Annotated in this window: 12 protein-coding genes; 7 read left to right on the top strand and 5 right to left on the bottom strand. The window is 60.3% G+C overall.

The features are described 5' to 3' along the window. Nucleotides 1-242 precede the first annotated feature (242 nt). From NKI50_RS07780 to NKI50_RS07760, 5 genes are read left to right on the top strand one after another with little or no spacing between them, the layout of a single operon-like run. Complete coding sequence (locus NKI50_RS07780) at nt 243-2,981, top strand: AMP-binding protein (protein ID WP_502897709.1); 2,739 nt, start codon at nt 243-245, stop codon at nt 2,979-2,981. Next, complete coding sequence (nadE, locus tag NKI50_RS07775; RefSeq protein ID WP_031193946.1) at nt 2,978-3,961, top strand: NAD(+) synthase; 984 nt, start codon at nt 2,978-2,980, stop codon at nt 3,959-3,961. Before NKI50_RS07780 ends, nadE begins: the two co-directional genes overlap by 4 nt. A gap of 3 nt (nt 3,962-3,964) precedes the next feature. Beyond that, nucleotides 3,965-5,986 carry an asparagine synthase (glutamine-hydrolyzing) gene (gene asnB, locus NKI50_RS07770; RefSeq protein WP_352494500.1) on the top strand — a complete coding sequence of 674 codons (2,022 nt, stop codon included), beginning with the start codon at nt 3,965-3,967 and terminating at the stop codon, nt 5,984-5,986. Next, the gene (locus NKI50_RS07765; RefSeq protein WP_352639380.1) at nt 5,983-7,539 is read left to right on the top strand and encodes a class I adenylate-forming enzyme family protein; all 1,557 of its coding nucleotides are present in this window, start codon (nt 5,983-5,985) and stop codon (nt 7,537-7,539) included. The genes asnB and NKI50_RS07765 overlap by 4 nt, the downstream gene beginning before the upstream one ends. A gap of 56 nt (nt 7,540-7,595) precedes the next feature. Beyond that, nucleotides 7,596-7,862, top strand: coding sequence for an acyl carrier protein (locus NKI50_RS07760; RefSeq protein ID WP_023718550.1), 267 nt, complete (start codon nt 7,596-7,598; stop codon nt 7,860-7,862). An 87-nt stretch (nt 7,863-7,949) separates the two neighbouring features. On the opposite strand, the gene NKI50_RS07755 is transcribed toward NKI50_RS07760, so the two are convergent. Further along, nucleotides 7,950-8,642, bottom strand: a complete 693-nt coding sequence (locus NKI50_RS07755; RefSeq protein ID WP_023718551.1) for a N5-glutamine methyltransferase family protein — start codon at nt 8,640-8,642, stop codon at nt 7,950-7,952. A gap of 408 nt (nt 8,643-9,050) precedes the next feature. On the opposite strand from NKI50_RS07755, the gene NKI50_RS07750 reads away from it, so the two are divergent. Both NKI50_RS07750 and NKI50_RS07745 read left to right on the top strand, forming a co-directional pair. Next, the gene (locus NKI50_RS07750; RefSeq protein WP_023718552.1) at nt 9,051-10,802 is read left to right on the top strand and encodes a type I secretion system permease/ATPase; all 1,752 of its coding nucleotides are present in this window, start codon (nt 9,051-9,053) and stop codon (nt 10,800-10,802) included. A gap of 242 nt (nt 10,803-11,044) precedes the next feature. Continuing rightward, nucleotides 11,045-12,343 (top strand): HlyD family type I secretion periplasmic adaptor subunit, encoded by a 1,299-nt coding sequence (locus NKI50_RS07745; RefSeq protein ID WP_352589441.1) that lies wholly within the window; start codon nt 11,045-11,047, stop codon nt 12,341-12,343. 47 nt (nt 12,344-12,390) lie between these two features. Here the strand turns inward: NKI50_RS07745 and NKI50_RS07740 are convergent, their stop codons facing one another. The 4 genes from NKI50_RS07740 to NKI50_RS07725 form a co-directional block, all read right to left on the bottom strand. Further along, nucleotides 12,391-13,653, bottom strand: a complete 1,263-nt coding sequence (locus NKI50_RS07740) for a polysaccharide biosynthesis/export family protein (RefSeq protein WP_352639375.1) — start codon at nt 13,651-13,653, stop codon at nt 12,391-12,393. Nucleotides 13,654-13,719: 66 nt separating this feature from the next. Next, nucleotides 13,720-14,724 (bottom strand): SDR family NAD(P)-dependent oxidoreductase, encoded by a 1,005-nt coding sequence (locus NKI50_RS07735; RefSeq protein WP_352716102.1) that lies wholly within the window; start codon nt 14,722-14,724, stop codon nt 13,720-13,722. 74 nt (nt 14,725-14,798) lie between these two features. Then, the gene (locus tag NKI50_RS07730) at nt 14,799-15,473 is read right to left on the bottom strand and encodes a sugar transferase (protein WP_031193846.1); all 675 of its coding nucleotides are present in this window, start codon (nt 15,471-15,473) and stop codon (nt 14,799-14,801) included. Further along, the gene (locus tag NKI50_RS07725; protein WP_023718557.1) at nt 15,470-16,606 is read right to left on the bottom strand and encodes a DegT/DnrJ/EryC1/StrS family aminotransferase; all 1,137 of its coding nucleotides are present in this window, start codon (nt 16,604-16,606) and stop codon (nt 15,470-15,472) included. The genes NKI50_RS07730 and NKI50_RS07725 overlap by 4 nt, the downstream gene beginning before the upstream one ends. Between the last annotated feature and the right edge of the window lie 45 nt (nt 16,607-16,651).

Here is a 16,651-nt window from a genome sequence, read left to right as displayed (position 1 = left end):
CCGTCTTCGATCCCACCTTGGCAGATGTGTAACAGGCGTTGCCAACTTGGCACGAACGCCAGTGCTCGCTGCGTCAAGCGCACCACGCGAGCCCGGCATGATTGGCTCTGCCGGCGGCTTGCGAAACAGGCGAAGTGACTAACCAAGCGTCCTTGGGCGAAGATCGGGGCATCATCAGAATGATCGATGAAAAGATTGGGGCGGGAGGCGATAAGTGATCCTAATCTTAGCGTGGGCAACTCATGTCTTCGGCATATTTGGGATCAGAAGTCGCGGATCAGGATCTAGCGGTGGATTGTCAGACAACGACCTCCAATAAATGGTCAAGTGTTCCACAATACGCACTGGATCAGGGTGGTCCGGTACTGCGCCCATTTCAAGGATTGGGCACCGATTTTACCAACGTTGCCGTATTCGATCACCTGAGAAATATGGTCCGCCAGTACCCCGACAAGCTTGCAATCAGCGACGGCGCCAATCGTCTGACTTATTCCCAGCTTCTCCGGTCAGTTGAGACGCTGTCCTACCAGATCGCTGCCGCCGTCCCAGACGGACAGGCGATAGGGATTCTTCAGGCCAACTCGGCCTGGTATCCCATCGCCATGCTGGCAAGCATGACGGCTGGGCGACTTTCGGTGCCACTCAACGCGCGAGATCCCAGCTCGCGGATCCTGGAAATCATGGCGGGGGCGCGGCTCTCGGCCATCCTGGGCGAGGGCAATGTCCGACCCGCCGGTTTGCCTCACCAAGTCAGTTGGATCGATGTGCCCACCAGTGCGGCCTCGCAATCGGTACAAGTGCCTCAGCCTTACCCCGTCTCGGTCGATGCGCCCGCCATCGTGCTTTATACGTCAGGGAGCACAGGCCGCCCCAAAGGCATCGTTAACAGCCAGCGCAGCTTGCTGTGCCGGGTCCAGCAATATGTCGATGCATGCCACATCAACTCGGATGATGTTTTCCTGCCATTGACCGGACCCGCCACAATCGCCGGGTACCGGGAGATTCTTGCAGCCCTTCTCACCGGGGCCACTTTGCATCTGGTCGAAGTCGAAGCGGTCGGCTTGCGCGCCGTTCAGCGCCTAGTGCGATCCGAAGGCGTGACAATCACCTATCTGGTGCCAGCGCTGCTTCGCGCGCTCATGGCCGACGGACCTGCTGAAGCGTTCCATTCGCTTAGAGTCGCCCGGATCGGTGGCGAGAAGGTGCCCTGGACCGACATCGCACTGCTGCGCAAGGCCGTCTCCGATACGTGCCTCATCCAGATCGGTTACTCGTCAACCGAGACCACCGGCTCACAATGGTTCTTGCCGCGAGACTGGCCGGAGCATGGAGATTCGGTTCCAGTTGGTTGGCTGCTGCCTGGAATCACCTTCGCAATTGTCGACGAAGCGGGCCGCTGCGTTCAATCGGGCCGCAGCGGAGAGCTTCTGATCAGGAGCCCGTATGTCTTGCTTGGCCATTGGGAGGACGGGGCGGTTATGCCGGCGACATCAGACCCGGACGATCCAGGCCTTCGGATTTTCGCGACAGGTGACCTCGTCCGACTTGATAATCAAGGCTTACTGCACATCGTCGGTCGCAAGGGACGGCAGGTAAAGATCAACGGTCGACGCGTCGAGCCAGCCGAACTCGAACGGGTGCTGCGTTGCGCGCATGCTGTTGCGGATGCCGTGGCAATCGTGACTGCGGCCAATGAGCTTGTCGCCTTTGCCGTTCCTCGGCGCTCGGCCGAAGCGAGCTTTTCGGACGAGCTTCGCCAGCTTGTGAGGATCAATCTGCCACCGCCGCTGCGTCCCTTGCGGTTACACACGATCGCCGAGATCCCGCGTCTGCCAAGCGGCAAGGTGGACATCTCGACACTTGCAGAGATGGATCTTTCAGCCAGAGGGACGGCAGCGACGGCGCGTCCGCTCGAGCCGCGAGGCAAGCTGACGGCGCAGCAGATCGTCCAGCGGGCGTGGACCAGCATCCTCAATACGCGCGTAGCGGCGGGACGCTGGGATGACGCCGGAGGAGACTCGCTGAAGCTGCTGCACTGCGTCATGGAAATCGAAAGCGCCATCGGGCAGGAACTCGGCCTTGAGGCGTTCACCGTTGGAATGAGCCTGGACGAGATGGTCAAGGCGGTCGCGTCTGCACAGGCAGGCGACCAAAGCGCGCGCGCCCAGAAGCATGATCCTCCAATTCTTTTTCTGTTCCCGGGATCCGTCGGCTACGGCCCGAGCCTTGCTGCCTTTGCAGCAGCGATGGGCAAGATCACCCGCGTTGCCCCGATCAGGTACCCAGCCCTGACCATGATCCTGCGCGGGCAAAACAGCCTCTCCGACATGGCCGATGCCGCCGTCGAGCAGATCCGCCGCGCTCAACCCGCGGGTCATATACGACTTCTCGGTCATTCGCTCGGCGGTGCTGTCGCTTTCGAAGTTGCGGCGCGGCTGCTGGCCGCGGGGCGGACCGTAAGGTTCCTTGGCATTCTCGACACCAGTCTCGTCGGCGAGCGAAGCGCTCGCTGGGAGACGTTTACGCGCACATTCAATCGAATCCGAACCAACCGCGTATCCGCTTATCGGATGGCTTGCCGGGCCCTCGCGAAAGTCGCCGTGGCAATGCGGCGCGAGGCGCAACTGGTCCGGTTTCTCGATCGTTTCGCTCAGGGACAGTTCAACGCGACGAGTTTTAGAACCAAACTGGAACTGCAAGAGGTTTTGCGCGCGCGAGCCTTCTTCCAGTGGGTGGCCGAGCCAAAGCCGGCGCTGCCGATCACAGGCACCCTGTTCCGCTGTGCTCGACCCGGAATGCCTCTGGCCATCGGCTGGGATCGCGCTTTCGGACATCTGGACGTGATTCCGATCGTCGGCAGCCACATCGATCTGGTCGTAGAACCTCACCTCGCCACCAACCGCCCGCTTATCGAGAAAGCGGTGGCGCAAACCTATTCGCCAACCGAGTCTCGCAAACTGGAGTACAAGCTATCGACCTGATCTCAACATTCAGCAAGGACGCGCTTGTGCTCGACGCTGCTGCGGAGGTCGATCGCATCGTCCAGATCCTGCGCCAGCAGGTCCTTGGCACGCTGCGACGTCGAGGCGCGGTTGTCGGCCTCTCAGGCGGCATCGACAGCTCCGTCGTCGCGGCGTTGTGTGTTCGCGCCTTTGGGAAAGACAAGGTCCTCGGAATATTCATGCCGGAGCGCCACTCCTCCGGTGACTCGCTAAGGCTTGGCCGCACTGTCGCCGCACAGCTTGGCATCGATGCGATCCTAGAGGACATAACACCGGCCCTCGAAGCGATCGGCGCCTATTGTCGGCAGACCGAGGCAATCCAGACTGTCGTTCCCGACTATGGGGACGGCTGGAAATGCAAGCTGGTGCTGGCCTCAGTTCTCGAGAGCAATGGTCTCAACATCACGCGCCTCACGGTTCAGGACCCTGAGGGCAGGACCGACACGGTGCGTCTGCCGTCGGCAGCCTATCTGCAGATCGTCGCCGCAACCAATTACAAGCAGCGCCTGCGCAAGATGACCGAGTACTATCATGCCGACCGCCTCAACTACGCGGTAGCGGGCACGCCGAACCGCCTGGAATACGACCAGGGCTTCTTCGTCAAGCAGGGCGACGGAATCGCCGACCTGATGCCAATCGTTCACCTCTACAAGACCCAGGTCTACCAGTTGGCCGAATATCTTGGGGTGGAGGAAGAGGTCCGGCGCAGACCGCCCACCACGGACACCTTCTCGATGGCGCAGAGCCAGGAGGAGTTCTACTTCGCACTGCCTTATTATCTGATGGATTTGTGCCTCTACGGGTTAAACCACGGGATCGCTAGCGAAGACGTCGCCGAGGCCACCGGTCTCACCGTGGTGCAGGTTCAGAAAGTTTTCAAGGATATCGACAGCAAACGGCGCGCCGCACGCTATCTTCACGCGCGGCCGTTGGTGTCCTCTTCAATGGGCGAGGGCTAGGCGATGTGCGGCATCGCCGGAATTGTGTCGCTGAGCGCCGCCGCGGCGCCCCCTTCCCGTGATGCGCTGATGCGCATGGTAGGCACACTGGCGCATCGCGGCCCGGACGAGCGCGGTCTTTACCGGGACAAACGTGCGGGATTGGCGCATGCCCGTCTGTCCGTCATCGATCTCGCCAGTGGCCAGCAGCCACTCGCTGGCGCGGGCGACACAATGTGGATCGTCTTTAACGGCGAAATCTTCAACTACATCGAGCTGCGACAAGACCTGGTCGCGCTCGGTTATCGCTTCCGCACACGCAGCGACACGGAGGTCATCGTCCATGCCTATCATGCCTGGGGCGAGGCCGCCTTCGAGCGGATGAATGGGCAATGGGCAGTCGCCATTTGGGACTCCGTGGCGGGTCGACTCGTCTTGTCGCGGGATCGGTTCGGCATCTGTCCGCTGCATTTTTGCGAGCATGGCGGACGGCTTTACTTTGCCAGCGAGGTGAAGGCCATTTTCGCGGCCGATGCGGATATACCCCGCGCCTTCGATCCAGCCGGCATCGATCAGACTTTCACGCTCTGGACCGTCGTGCCGCCACAAGGCGTGTTTGGAGGAGTAAGCGAACTCACTCCAGGGCACATTCGCATTTATGACAGTGGCATCGTTCGCGAGCGGGCTTTTTGGAAGCCAAGCTATCCAGAGGTTGACGGACCCGGCGATGACGAATTCGCCGGTTCACTTGATGACGCGGTGGAGGAAGTGCGCGGCGCCCTGGAAGCCGCTACGGCGCTCAGGATAGTACGCGCCGACGTGCCGGTCGGCTGCTATTTGTCCGGCGGGCTCGACAGCTCGCTGGTCGCCGCGCTTGGAAGACGCTTCGCCGGCGGGCGCTTCCAGACTTTCTCCCTGCGTTTTGCCGACGCCGAGTATGACGAGACTCATTTCCAGCGCCTGGTTGCCGGCGTGGCGGGAAGCGAGCACCATGAGGTGGTTGTTTCGCGCAGCGATATCGCTGGCATCTTCCCTGAGGTGATCTACCACACCGAGCGGCCAATCCTCAGGACCGCGCCGGCGCCGCTGTTCCTGCTATCGAGACTGGTGCGTCAGCATGGCATCAAGGTCGTGCTGACCGGCGAAGGGGCCGACGAAATGTTCGCCGGCTACGATCTGTTCCGCGAGGGCAAGGTCCGCCGTTTCTGGGGACGCCAGCCCGCCTCGACGCGACGCTCCCGGCTGCTGGAGCGCCTCTATCCCTATCTCAGCCGCTCGCCGGTGCAACAGCAGGCGATGGCACGCCAGTTCTTCGGGCGCGACATCCACGCCCATGACGCACCTGGTTTTGCGCATGGCACGCGCTGGCGTACCACGAGCGCCATCAAGCGGCTGTTTTCGGCAGACATGCGCGCCCAAACGGAGCGCCGCAACGCCGTGTCCGAGCTGCTTGCCCGCCTGCCGGCGGAGTTTTCGCGATGGGACTCCCTTGCGCAGGACCAGCATATCGAGATCCAGACGCTGATGTCGGGATACCTGCTTTCATCGCAAGGGGACAGGATGCTCTTGGCCCATTCCGTCGAGGGGCGCTTCCCATTCCTCGATCATGAACTCGTGAGGCTCGCGAATTCGCTTCCGGCCGCCTACAAGCTGCGCGTGCTCGATGAAAAGCATGTTCTGAAGCGTGTGGCGCAACCGATTGTGCCGTCGGAAATCGTCACTCGCAAGAAGCAGCCCTACCGGGCCCCCAACGCGCTTTGCTTCGTCGCCGATGGCGCTCCGGCCTATATTCGCGAAGCACTTTCGGAGGCGGCGCTGCGCGAGGCAAACGTCTTCGATCCTAAGTCGGTTGCCCGTCTCCTGAGCAAGTGCCAGGCCAGCGCCGGCGGCGCCGACCTGTCCAACTCCGACAATATGGCGCTGGTCGGGGTGCTGTCGACGCAGCTTCTTCATGAGCAATTTATCGCGAGCCGACCAAGTGGAGCTCGCACGCTCAAGCTCAGCGTCGATATCGACCGCGAGCATCGCGCAGAGGTGCTCGCATGATGCATGGCGCCGTACCGCTCCTGCACGACTATCTCATCCACTCTGCCAGCCGGCTCGGCGGGAAGGTGGCCCTGGTGTGCGGTAATCAACGTGTCACCTACGGCGATCTCGATATGCGGTCGAACGCCATAGCGCATCATTTGAGCCAGGCCGGAATCGCGCGCGGCGATCGGGTGGTGATCTTCGCCGACAACACTGTCGAGGCCGTCGTCGCTTTCTGGGCCGTGCTCAAGGCCAACGCCGTGGTGTGCATCGTCAATCCACTCACCAAAAGCGACAAGCTTGGTTATCTGCTCAACGATTGCCGCCCGACGGCACTGATCACCGACAACCACCTGCATTCGATTTTCAGGGAGCCGGCGCGGAATTGCCCATCGTTGCGCTGCATGATCGTCTCCGGGCCGATCGAACGCGACGACCTGCAAGAACTGCCGCATGCTGTGCGCTGGGAAACTGCGGTCGCGGCAGCCCGCAGCACGCCGCCCGCGCGCCGCTGCATCGATATCGATCTTGCTGCAATCATTTATACGTCCGGCTCGACGGGCGAGCCCAAGGGCGTGATGCTGACGCACCGAAACATGGTTGCCGCGTGCGCCTCGATTTCCTCATACCTGGCGCTTGCTGAAGACGAGGTGATCCTCAACGTCCTGCCGCTCGCCTTCGACTACGGCCTGTACCAGATGATCATGGCATTCGGCGCGGGCGCCCGGCTGGTGCTTGAACGCTCGTTCGCCTTCCCCGCGCAGATCCTTGGGCTGATCAAGCAAGAAAGGGTGACGGGCTTTCCCGGCGTACCGACCATCTTCGCCGCACTCGGGGAGCTCAAGTCTCTCAGGGATCAGGATTTTTCGAGTATTCGCTATGTCACGAACACTGCGGCCGCTCTGCCGCTCAAGCACATTCTCCTGCTTCAGGAGCTATTTTCTCGTGCCCGTATCTATTCGATGTACGGCCTTACCGAATGCAAGCGCTGTACCTACCTGCCGCCGGAGGATCTCGAGCGAAAGCCGTTGAGCGTCGGGATCGCCATCCCCAATACGGAAATGTGGATTGTCGACGAGCATGACAGGCGGGTCGGCCACGGTGTCGTTGGCCAGCTCGTCATCCGCGGAGCGACGGTGATGAAGGGTTACTGGGGCAAGCCGGAGGCGACGGCCAGGAAGCTCAAGCCCGGACCGCTGTCGGGCGAGCAGGTCCTGTACACCGGCGATTACTGCCGGATGGACGCCGAGGGCTACCTCTACTTTGTCGGTCGCGGCGACGAGATCATAAAATCGCGGGGCGAGAAGATAGCGCCGAAGGAGGTGGAAAACGTGTTGATGGAGATTGCGGGCGTACGGGAAGCCGCGGTCATCGGCGTTCCGGACGAGTTGCTTGGACAAGCAGTGAAGGCATTTGTCGTGATGGAGCAAGGAAGCATGATCGGTGAAAAGCAGTTGCAGAAAGAGTGCCAGAGACGACTGGAAAACTTCATGGTTCCAAAGTCGATCGTCATCGTACCCAGTCTGCCGATGACCGACACGGGCAAACTCAAAAAAACCGCCCTGTCATGAGTCGGTATCAGGGCGAAGTTGATCAGCATTCATTTTTTGTACCGGAGGCGAAATCAATGTTGTCTACCAAGGATAGAACCGATACCTGCAGCGATCAAATTCGCGCTTTCCTGGCGTCGAATTTCTATATAGCCGATCCAGAGAGCCTGGAGAGCGACACCTCGCTTCTCGACCAAGGCATCGTGGACTCGACGGGGGTGCTCGAGGTTATCGGCTTCATCGAGGAGACCTTCGGCATCACGGTCGAAGACAGCGAGCTGCTGCCCGAGAATCTCGATTCCATCGAGGGAATTGCGCAATATGTCATGCGCAAGAGAAACTGATTTGCCGACATCTCGCGCAACTCTGTTTCAAGTCCCCGACCGTTTCCGGTTGCGACAGCGCGTCTAGGCCTGTCGCGACGGCGGTGCTTACGCCTGCGCCTTCGTATGCCCCACAACCACCCTGCCCTCGCCGGCCTGGTTGGTGACTGCCCGGATACTCTCATAAGCCTTGGAACGCTCGAGCAAACTCATGACCTGCCGGTCCTGGCCAAGCCCAACCTCGAAAAGCAGGATGCCTCCGCGCCGCAAATAACGCGGCGCGTCCTTGAGCACTCGCATATGGATGCTCAGACCGTAGGGTCCGGCTGCGAACGCTTCACGCGGCTCGAGCTCGACCAAATGCGAACGATCGCCCTCGAGCCGTTTTTCCGAAATATAGGGCGGGTTGCAAACGATCACGTCGATCGTGCCGTCAAGCTCCAAGCCGGAGAAGGCGCCGAACAAGTCGCCCTGAAGCACCGTTACCCGCTCCTCCATATCAAGATGGGTGACGTTGCGGCGCGCGACCTCCACGCATCCGTCGGTAAGATCGCTTGCCCACACGCGCGCGGTGGGAGCGTGGTGCGCGATGGCGCACGCCAGATTGCCCGCCCCACAGCACATGTCGACAACGCGAGGCACCGGCAAGTTCAGTTGGCTCAGAACATCGAGAGCGGCGTTGCCGAGCAGTTCCGTTTCCGGCCGAGGAACAAGCGCACCGGGCGAGACCAGCAGCTGCAATCCCATGAAGGTGCTGCGGCCCCTGCCGTAGGCGTCGGCAACATTGATCTCTTCGCTCACGACACTCGCCTCCCCGTTTTAGCCGGCGTTGGTGGCCGACAATTGCGTTCCGATGAAGTGTATCTCAAAACCGTTTAACTCTCGATCGACAAAATCAAAACCCATCCGTCCCCAGACGCTTCGACGCCTTGATGCTACAAAGATGACCATAAGCTTCTGCGCTGTGTCATGATTAGGAATATCTCCTTACCAGACCCGGTTATCCCCAGCCTGGCGAGCCAGTTGCCGAATTCTCAGCCTGGCGTCACGATTTTGCTACATTTTAATCAAAGAAGGCACATATGTAAGCAATTCGTAATGTTCCAGCAGCGAAGGGCGGAGCTGCTGCTTCCCGGAAGGTTAAAGTTTGTCCCTCATCGAAAGAACCGACGAGATTGCGCGGCAATTTCGCGTCAAAGAGCGCATATCATGAAGTCAACCAAAGGGCGCTCGCTCGATCTACGATCCGCGATGTTCGGCTGTGTGCACGGCCTCGTTGGCGTAGGCGTTTTCTCCGCATTGATAAATATCCTCGCCTTGACCGGCTCCGTCTACATGCTCCAGGTCTACGATCGCGTGCTGCCTTCGCAGAGCGTGCCGACTCTTGTCGGATTTACAGTCGGGATGCTGGGACTTTACGCGGCCTACGGGCTCCTCGATTTCGTGAGGCTTCGCCTGTTGGTCCGCATCGGCAGCCGCCTGCATAGAAATCTGCAGCAAAAGGCGTTCGCAGCCTCGCTTTCCCTGCCCCTCGTTGCCGGGCCGGATGCGAACCGGGTACATCCGCTTCGTGATCTGGACCAGCTACGTGGCTTTCTTTCCGGACTGGGGCCGACAGTCTTATTCGACGCTCCCTGGATACCATTTTATATGGTGGTCATCTATCTGCTGCACCCTGCGCTTGGCGTGCTGGCAACGCTCGGCGCATGCGCCGTTGTGCTTTTGACGGTGGCTGCGGAGATCATCGGCCGCAAACCTGCGGCTCGTGCGTCTGAAACACTCGTTGCGCAGCGGCTTCTGGCCGATTCCGGCCGCCGCAACGCAGAGGTTGTTCAGGCTATGGGCCTGTCCGCCCCGCTTAGCCGGCGCTGGAACGAGGTCAGTCATCTTTATCTGAAGAACCAGGAACGGCTCTCCGACGTCGTTGGCGCAGCGAGCTCACTGTCGAAGACGCTCCGAATGGCCTTGCAATCATGCGTGCTGGGGCTTGGTGCCTACCTCGTGATCGGGGGCGAGGCCTCGCCGGGTGTGATCATAGCGTCGTCCATATTGCTGGGCCGCTCACTGGCGCCGGTCGATGTGGCGATCGCAAATTGGAGAGGGTTTCTGGCAACCCGCAAAAGCTATTCCGAGCTGGCGGCAGCGCTGGATGCTTTTGATAGCCAGCAAGAGCCAATGGAACTGCCACGCCCAAAGGCGGAGCTTGCGGTCGAGGAATTGACGGTCGCGCCACCAAGTCTGCAGAAGCCAACAATCTTCAATGTAAGCTTCCGCTTGGCGAGGGGCGCAGGGTTGGCGGTCGTCGGCCCGAGCGGCTCCGGCAAGACCACGCTCGTGCGCGCTTTGGTCGGGGCATGGAAGCCGCTTCGAGGAACGGTAAGATTGGACGGCGCCTCGCTCGATCAGTGGAATTCAGAGCTGCTCGGCATTCATATTGGCTACCTGCCGCAGGACGTTGAGCTGTTCGACGGCACGATCGCCGACAACATTTCAAGGTTCGGCGGCAAAAGCGACGCAAGGGGCGTGTTGGCAGCTGCCAAAGCTGCGGGCGTGGACAAGATGATCATGCGTCTTCCGCAGGGTTTTCAAACACGCATCGGAGAAGGCGGCGCAGCCCTGTCGGCTGGGCAGAGGCAGCTCGTCGGACTTGCCAGGGCACTTTACGGTGATCCATTCCTCGTCGTTCTTGACGAACCAAATTCCAATCTGGATGCAGACGGCGATGCTGCTTTGGCCGGCGCGATCCTGGCAGTGCGTCAGCGCGGCGGTATCGTGATCGTCGTTGCGCATCGCCCCTCCGCTCTCGTCAACATCGATCAGGTACTCGTCCTGTCGAACGGGATGCTCCATTCGTTCGGTTCGCGCGAAGACGTTCTGGCAAATGTGATCCGGCCCTTCCCGCGTCCGGACAAGCCAAACATTGTCGTTCCGCTGCAGCACGGTGCAAGCGGGCATGCGTGAGGTATTGCTTAGTGTCTAACGTGACCATGTCGTCATATGCTGCGGTCGCTGGCGAAGGCCAGCCGACCGGGGCGAAGCCAGAGCCGGATGGCATTCGAGCCAATTTACCCTGGGGCAATCTGCTCCGGAGCCTGGCAGAACATTCTCGTTCCGCTGCACAGAGGTGCAGCCGGGCATATGTGAGGTATCGCTCTACTGTTACCGTGTCGCCATACGCCGCGCCCGGTGGCGAAAGCCGTTCGTTGGAAACGAAGCCGGATCCGGATGGCATCCGGGCCAATCTGCTCTTGGGCTTGGCAACCAGCTTGCTGTTGATCTTTGGCGGAGGGCTGTGGTTGGGATTGACCAAGATTGCCGGCGCGGTGATTGCGCCTGCAACTGTGGTGGTCGAAAGCAACATAAAAAAAGTCCAGCATCAAACCGGCGGCACCATCGGCGGAATCTTCGCGCAGGACGGCGATCACGTGAAGGCCGGCGACGTGTTGGTCAGGCTGGACAACACATTGACCCGAGCAAACCTGCAGATAATCACCGAGGACCTCAATCGAGCCACCATTCGTCTGGCCCGGCTGGAAGCCGAGCGCCAGGGTCTGCCGGAAATGCAGATCCCGCCTGGCCTTCGGGTTCAAATGGGTGACCCGCAAGTGGCGGCGCTTGTCAGTGGCGAACGTGCCTTGTTCGAAAGCCGTGCTGCGGCGCTGGCTGGCCAGAAGGCACAATTGCAAAGCCGCGCTAAGCAGCTGGAACGTCAGATCGATGGCCTCAAATCGCAGCAGTCTGCGACGGATGAGTCTCTGGATCTGCTGACCAAGAACCTTGCTGACGTCGAATCTCTCTACGCAAAGAAGTTGGTCTCCAAGGAGAGGTTGAGCACTGTCAGCCTGGAGAAGACCCGGACTCGCGGCGAATCGGGACGCCTTGTCGCAGCGATAGCAGAGGTACAAGCTCACATCAGTGAAACGGACCTGCAGGTGCTTCAGCTCGACGAACAAATGCGGAGCGACGTGACCAACGAACTTCGCGAAACGGAAGCCAAGCAGACCGAACTCAGTGAGCGCAAGGTGGTGGCCGAAGACGAGCTCGGCAGGACAGACATTCGCGCCCCGCAATCAGGCACGGTACAAGAATCCTCGGTCCACACCGTCGGAGGCGTGATTGGCGCCGGAGAGGTGCTCATGATGATTGTGCCCGATTCCGACAACCTTGTCGTAGACGCTTCCATTCCTCCGTCGCGCATTGATGAGATCCATCCCGGACAGCAGGTGTCGATCCGCTTTCCGGCGTTCGACGCCGGCACTACACCGGCTTGCGAAGGCTCGGTCAACCGCGTCTCCGCAGATCTGATCAAGGATCAGCAACGTCAGCTTTCCTATTTTTCGGCGCGCATCGATGTCGAGAACGAAGCGACCTGCCTGACAGGAGAGAAAATCCTCAAACCGGGCATGCCCGCCGAAGTCCATATAAGAACCGACGAGCGCAGTGTCTGGTCCTACTTGATGAAACCTCTTACCGACCAATTTTCCAGAGCTTTCAGGCAGTAAGCGGCTGCCAACCCAGTGGCGGCCGCTTGGCTCGAGGCGCAGCCGATCTATCGGATCGCCGCGCTCTCGAGAGCGCTGCTGAACTTTACCTCGATCGTGTCTCCCGGCATGACCTCGGTGTCTTCTTGGGCCGGCTGTTTCCGCCATTCTTCGCCGACCCTGCGAACGATCGTGACCTCGGCTTGGATCGTCTCACCGGCAACCGGCAACGGCAGGGCGGCAGCTCCCGTGGGCTGCAACTTCTGGCTGGCGGCGCGAAGTCTTGCATTGATGTCGGCAAGACGCACATTGGTATCTTTCAACTCAGTCAGCAGACCTATCCTTCTTTGGTTGTCATTGCGTTCGTGCTGTCTGGCAAAATCAGCCTGCTGACGTCGTGCTCTCATAAGTTCAACCGACGTTTCGAGTGCCCGGCTGGAAGAGAGTACCAAAGCGCGCCGGACGTCGGCGAGCCGGTTATTGGTGAGATTTCCGGACTCAAACGCTTTCCTTACGCGCGCCAGCTCGTCTTCGTCCGCCTTCACGCCATCCGCTTCGGCCTGCTCGCGTTTGAGCAAGGTCTCGGTTTGTGCAGCGGCATCCTTGCCACTTTTATCGAGAAAGCTCTGCTCTTGGTGGAAGTTGTCCAACGAGAGCTTCAGCCCTTCTGCTTCGGCCTGGGCGATCGCCGATGCAAAAACTGCCGGCAAGGGCGATCCTTGTGGTGGCTGCATGTCGAAGCTCGATTTGCCCTGAAGTTCGGCGCGAATGCGGGCGCTGTGATAGTAGTCTCTCGTGTATTCCCCCCAAAGCGATTCGTAATCGCGCCGCAGATCCACCGGATCGGGGCCAACCTGGTTTGCCCGGGACCGCAAAAGGCTGAAACCACCTGACACGGCAATCGCCTGCCGCACGGTCATCAGCGGCCGGTAGGCCTGCTGTCCGGGAGTGAGCACATCCCCTGTCACATAGATCGGCCGATATTCTGCGACCACGGCGGTCACGTCTGTCGGCTTGATGACGATCATTTGCTCCCGCCCGTCAGGCAGACGATGGTGGAATATCTTGGTTGGCAGGATCGTCTGCATGCGTGTTTGCAGTTCGGCCGGGCTTAGGCCGCCCACCGAAACCATCCCGACTTCGGGAAGCGCGATCGTGCCGTCCATCTGGACCACGGCACGTTGCGTTCGCTCCGGGATGGAGGCAATTCCTATCTCGACGGTGTCGCCGGCGGAAAGTCGATAGGCGACCTGCGCTTCCGCTGCAGCGGCCGTATCCATGGCAGCCAGCATGCCGAGCACGACAAGAAGGATTCGGTTAACAAGGACCATTGGTGACAATCTCCTTCTGGTTCGAATCCAGCGACAACTGCGGAGCCAATCCACCCAGGCGAAAGCTCATGTCATGTAACCCATCTCATGGCGCACCCGGCCTTCGCTGAGGCGTCCCTGCCACCATCCGATGGTCCGCTCCAACCCTTCGCGCAGGCTGGTCTGGGCGCGCCATCCAGTCTTGCTTTCGAGGAGCGAAGAATCAGCCAGCAAGGCACGCACCTCTGAATTCTGCGGCCGCAGGCGGCGCTCGTCGCGGTGAATTGGTTTCTTGCAGCCACTCAACTCGACCACCAGATCCAATATGTCCGAGATCGTCACGGCGCGCTGGCTTCCGGCATTGTAGGCATGGCCAAATTCGAGCTCGGCCGAACCTGCGCTCAAAAACGCCGCCGCAGTGTCTTCCACGAAAGTAAGATCGCGGATCGGGCTGGTGTCTCCCACCATGATCGCCGAGCATTTCTTGTCGAGAGCCTGACGTATGATGGTCGGTACGATGGCCCGCTCGCTCTGGCGTGGGCCATACGTATTGAAGGGCCGCATGATGACCACGGGGACGTCGAACGATCTGGCGTACGACTCCGCCATCATGTCCGCACCGATCTTGGATGCCGAATATGGTGACTGTCCCTGCAACGGGTGTGATTCGCTGATGGGCATTGTCAGCGCGGTGCCATAAACCTCGCTTGTCGAGGTGTGCACCACCCGCTCCGTCTCCCATTGCCGCGCCGCTTCGAGGACGTTGACCGTGCCCAGGATGTTGGTTTCTACATAGGACTGGGCCGCGGCATACGAATATGGGATCGCGATCAGTGCGGCGAGATGAAACACCACCGCCTGGCCACGCACGATCCGGTTAAGGAACGCGCTGTCACGAACATCACCGCGGATGAGGTTCAGCTGGCTTCGAATGGTGTCCGGCAAATCGTCCAGCCAGCCGTGGCTGTCGAACGAATTGTAGAGAGCCAGCGCAGTGACGTCCGCGCCGCTACGGACGAGTGCTTCGGTGAGATGCGACCCGATGAACCCATCGGCACCGGTAACCAGAACTTTCCTGCCCTTGTATGCCATGACCCAAGCGTTCCCCCTATGACGTGAGGCACTGACTTTGCAAATCCACGAGAGCGCGGGTATTCCACCTGCTCTCACGTTCCGATCGGCGGCGGCGAAACGACGCCAAGCACCGCCAGCAAGCCGCGCACCATCCAGACGACATCAGAGACGATCGTGCGCTGCGGATAATAGGAAAGGTCGAGCCTGGCCTTGGCAGGAAACAGAACCTGGCGGTAGAACAATAGCGGGTCCACGGATCGCGGATAAAAATGCGCTTCATTCCGGAAGAGAACCTGGGCCGGACCCAACAAGCCTGGCTTGTATTGTAAAATGTCCTCAAAGCCCCCACGAAAACAATCGGCAAAGGCAAGGCTCTCCGGGCGTGGACCGATGATTGCCATCTCGCCTCTGAAGACATTCCATAGCTGCGGCAGCTCGTCGAATTTGGTGGCGGCGAGGAACCGCCCGATTGGCGTCATGCGGCTGTCATCGGCCATGGTCAGCGCCAGGCCACCGGGATCGCATCGCACTCTGAATTTGCGGAATTTGTACATGCGGAATGGGCGAGCACCGGCCCCGACGCGGGTCTGCGTAAAGAAGATTGGCCGACCGCCTTCCAGCAGCAGCGCCAGGGCAATCAGCAGCATCAGCGGAGCGAAGACGATCGCCGCGGCTGCAGCAATGACGAGATCGATTGCTCGTCTCACAGCCCCATGGGCGGCGCTCGAGACGTTAGGCCGGTGAATGGCTAGGTCCAGGGCATTCATGCGGCTGTTCCTGTCTGAGCGCAGTTATTGACCGCCGCGGCAAGAGCGACCACTACCGTTTCGACCAAAGGTGCGGTGATCTGCGGATGCAGCGGTACAGTGAGTTCGCGCTGGGCGAAATCTTCCGTGCGCGGTAAATGAGTACCGGGAATGAGCTCACGATAGAGCGTCATCTGGTGCACCGGCGGGTAGTGGATAGTGGTTTGTATCCCTTGCGCGCGCAGTGCGTCGATGACGTCTTGCCTGTCGGCGTAACGCGGCAAAAGGATAGGCATGATGTGGTAGGCCGACGTCCGCGGCTCGTGGAACGGGATGGTCACGGCCGGGCAATGCTTCGCGATGAGACGGCGATACAGCATCACCAGGATACGCCTGATCTCATTCCACTCCTGCAGATTTTGCAGCTGGACCAATCCGATCGCAGCCCGCAATTCATCCATGCGATAATTGAATCCGAGCATGGTGACATCATACTGCGGGGTGCGGCTGTTCAGCCTTTGACGTGTCCCGGTGGTCATCCCATGTCCACGCGCCTGGCGGATCGTCTCGAGCAGACCGGCATCCCTGGCAATCACCGCCCCGCCTTCCGCCGTGGTCATGTTCTTGTTGCCGTAGAAGCTGAAGGCGGCCGCGGCACCAAATGTCCCCACCTCCTTCAGGCCGGGCGCATGCGCCGCGTCCTCGACGATATGCAGCCCACGGGCACGGGCGAACTTCTGCCATTGTTCCCGATCGGCGAGGTAGCCGGCGAAATGGACGAGAATGACTGCCTTGGTGCGGGCCGTGCATTTCGCTTCGGCTTCCGCGATGGACATCAGCGGCACATCGACCGACTCGATGTCGACGAAAACGGGGGTCGCACCAACATAGAGGACCGCATTTGCGGTCGCCACGAAAGTCAAGGATGGGACCAGCACCTCGTCGCCCGGGCCGATACCAAGTGCGTGCAAAATGAGATGAAGCGCTGCGGTACAAGAACTGACCGCGACGCAATCCTCCGCACCATGCACGTCGGCAAAGGCTTGTTCGAAGGCTCGTACCTGCTCCCCCATGGTCAGCCAGCCGCTGTCGATGACCTTGGTCAAAGCAGTCTTCTCCGGCACACCCAAGATCGGGGCACTGACCAAGAGCATCACAACCTCCTAGACTGATAACTGTGGGAACCGCGCTGGTGACTT

Source organism: Mesorhizobium sp. M0563 (genome assembly GCF_040321065.1).
Taxonomy (GTDB): domain Bacteria; phylum Pseudomonadota; class Alphaproteobacteria; order Rhizobiales; family Rhizobiaceae; genus Mesorhizobium.
This window is presented reverse-complemented; position numbering and strand designations above follow the sequence as displayed.

Excerpts from the sequence above, each read along its gene's own strand:
- NKI50_RS07735 (WP_352716102.1), bottom strand. The coding sequence starts at position 14,724 with ATGGCATACAAGGGCAGGAAAGTTCTGGTTACCGGTGCCGATGGGTTC.
- asnB (WP_352494500.1), top strand. The coding sequence starts at position 3,965 with ATGTGCGGCATCGCCGGAATTGTGTCGCTGAGCGCCGCCGCGGCGCCC.
- NKI50_RS07765 (WP_352639380.1), top strand. The coding sequence starts at position 5,983 with ATGATGCATGGCGCCGTACCGCTCCTGCACGACTATCTCATCCACTCT.
- NKI50_RS07750 (WP_023718552.1), top strand. The coding sequence starts at position 9,051 with ATGAAGTCAACCAAAGGGCGCTCGCTCGATCTACGATCCGCGATGTTC.
- NKI50_RS07730 (WP_031193846.1), bottom strand. The coding sequence starts at position 15,473 with ATGAATGCCCTGGACCTAGCCATTCACCGGCCTAACGTCTCGAGCGCC.
- NKI50_RS07725 (WP_023718557.1), bottom strand. The coding sequence starts at position 16,606 with ATGCTCTTGGTCAGTGCCCCGATCTTGGGTGTGCCGGAGAAGACTGCT.
- NKI50_RS07760 (WP_023718550.1), top strand. The coding sequence starts at position 7,596 with ATGTTGTCTACCAAGGATAGAACCGATACCTGCAGCGATCAAATTCGC.
- NKI50_RS07780 (WP_502897709.1), top strand. The coding sequence starts at position 243 with ATGTCTTCGGCATATTTGGGATCAGAAGTCGCGGATCAGGATCTAGCG.
- NKI50_RS07740 (WP_352639375.1), bottom strand. The coding sequence starts at position 13,653 with ATGGTCCTTGTTAACCGAATCCTTCTTGTCGTGCTCGGCATGCTGGCT.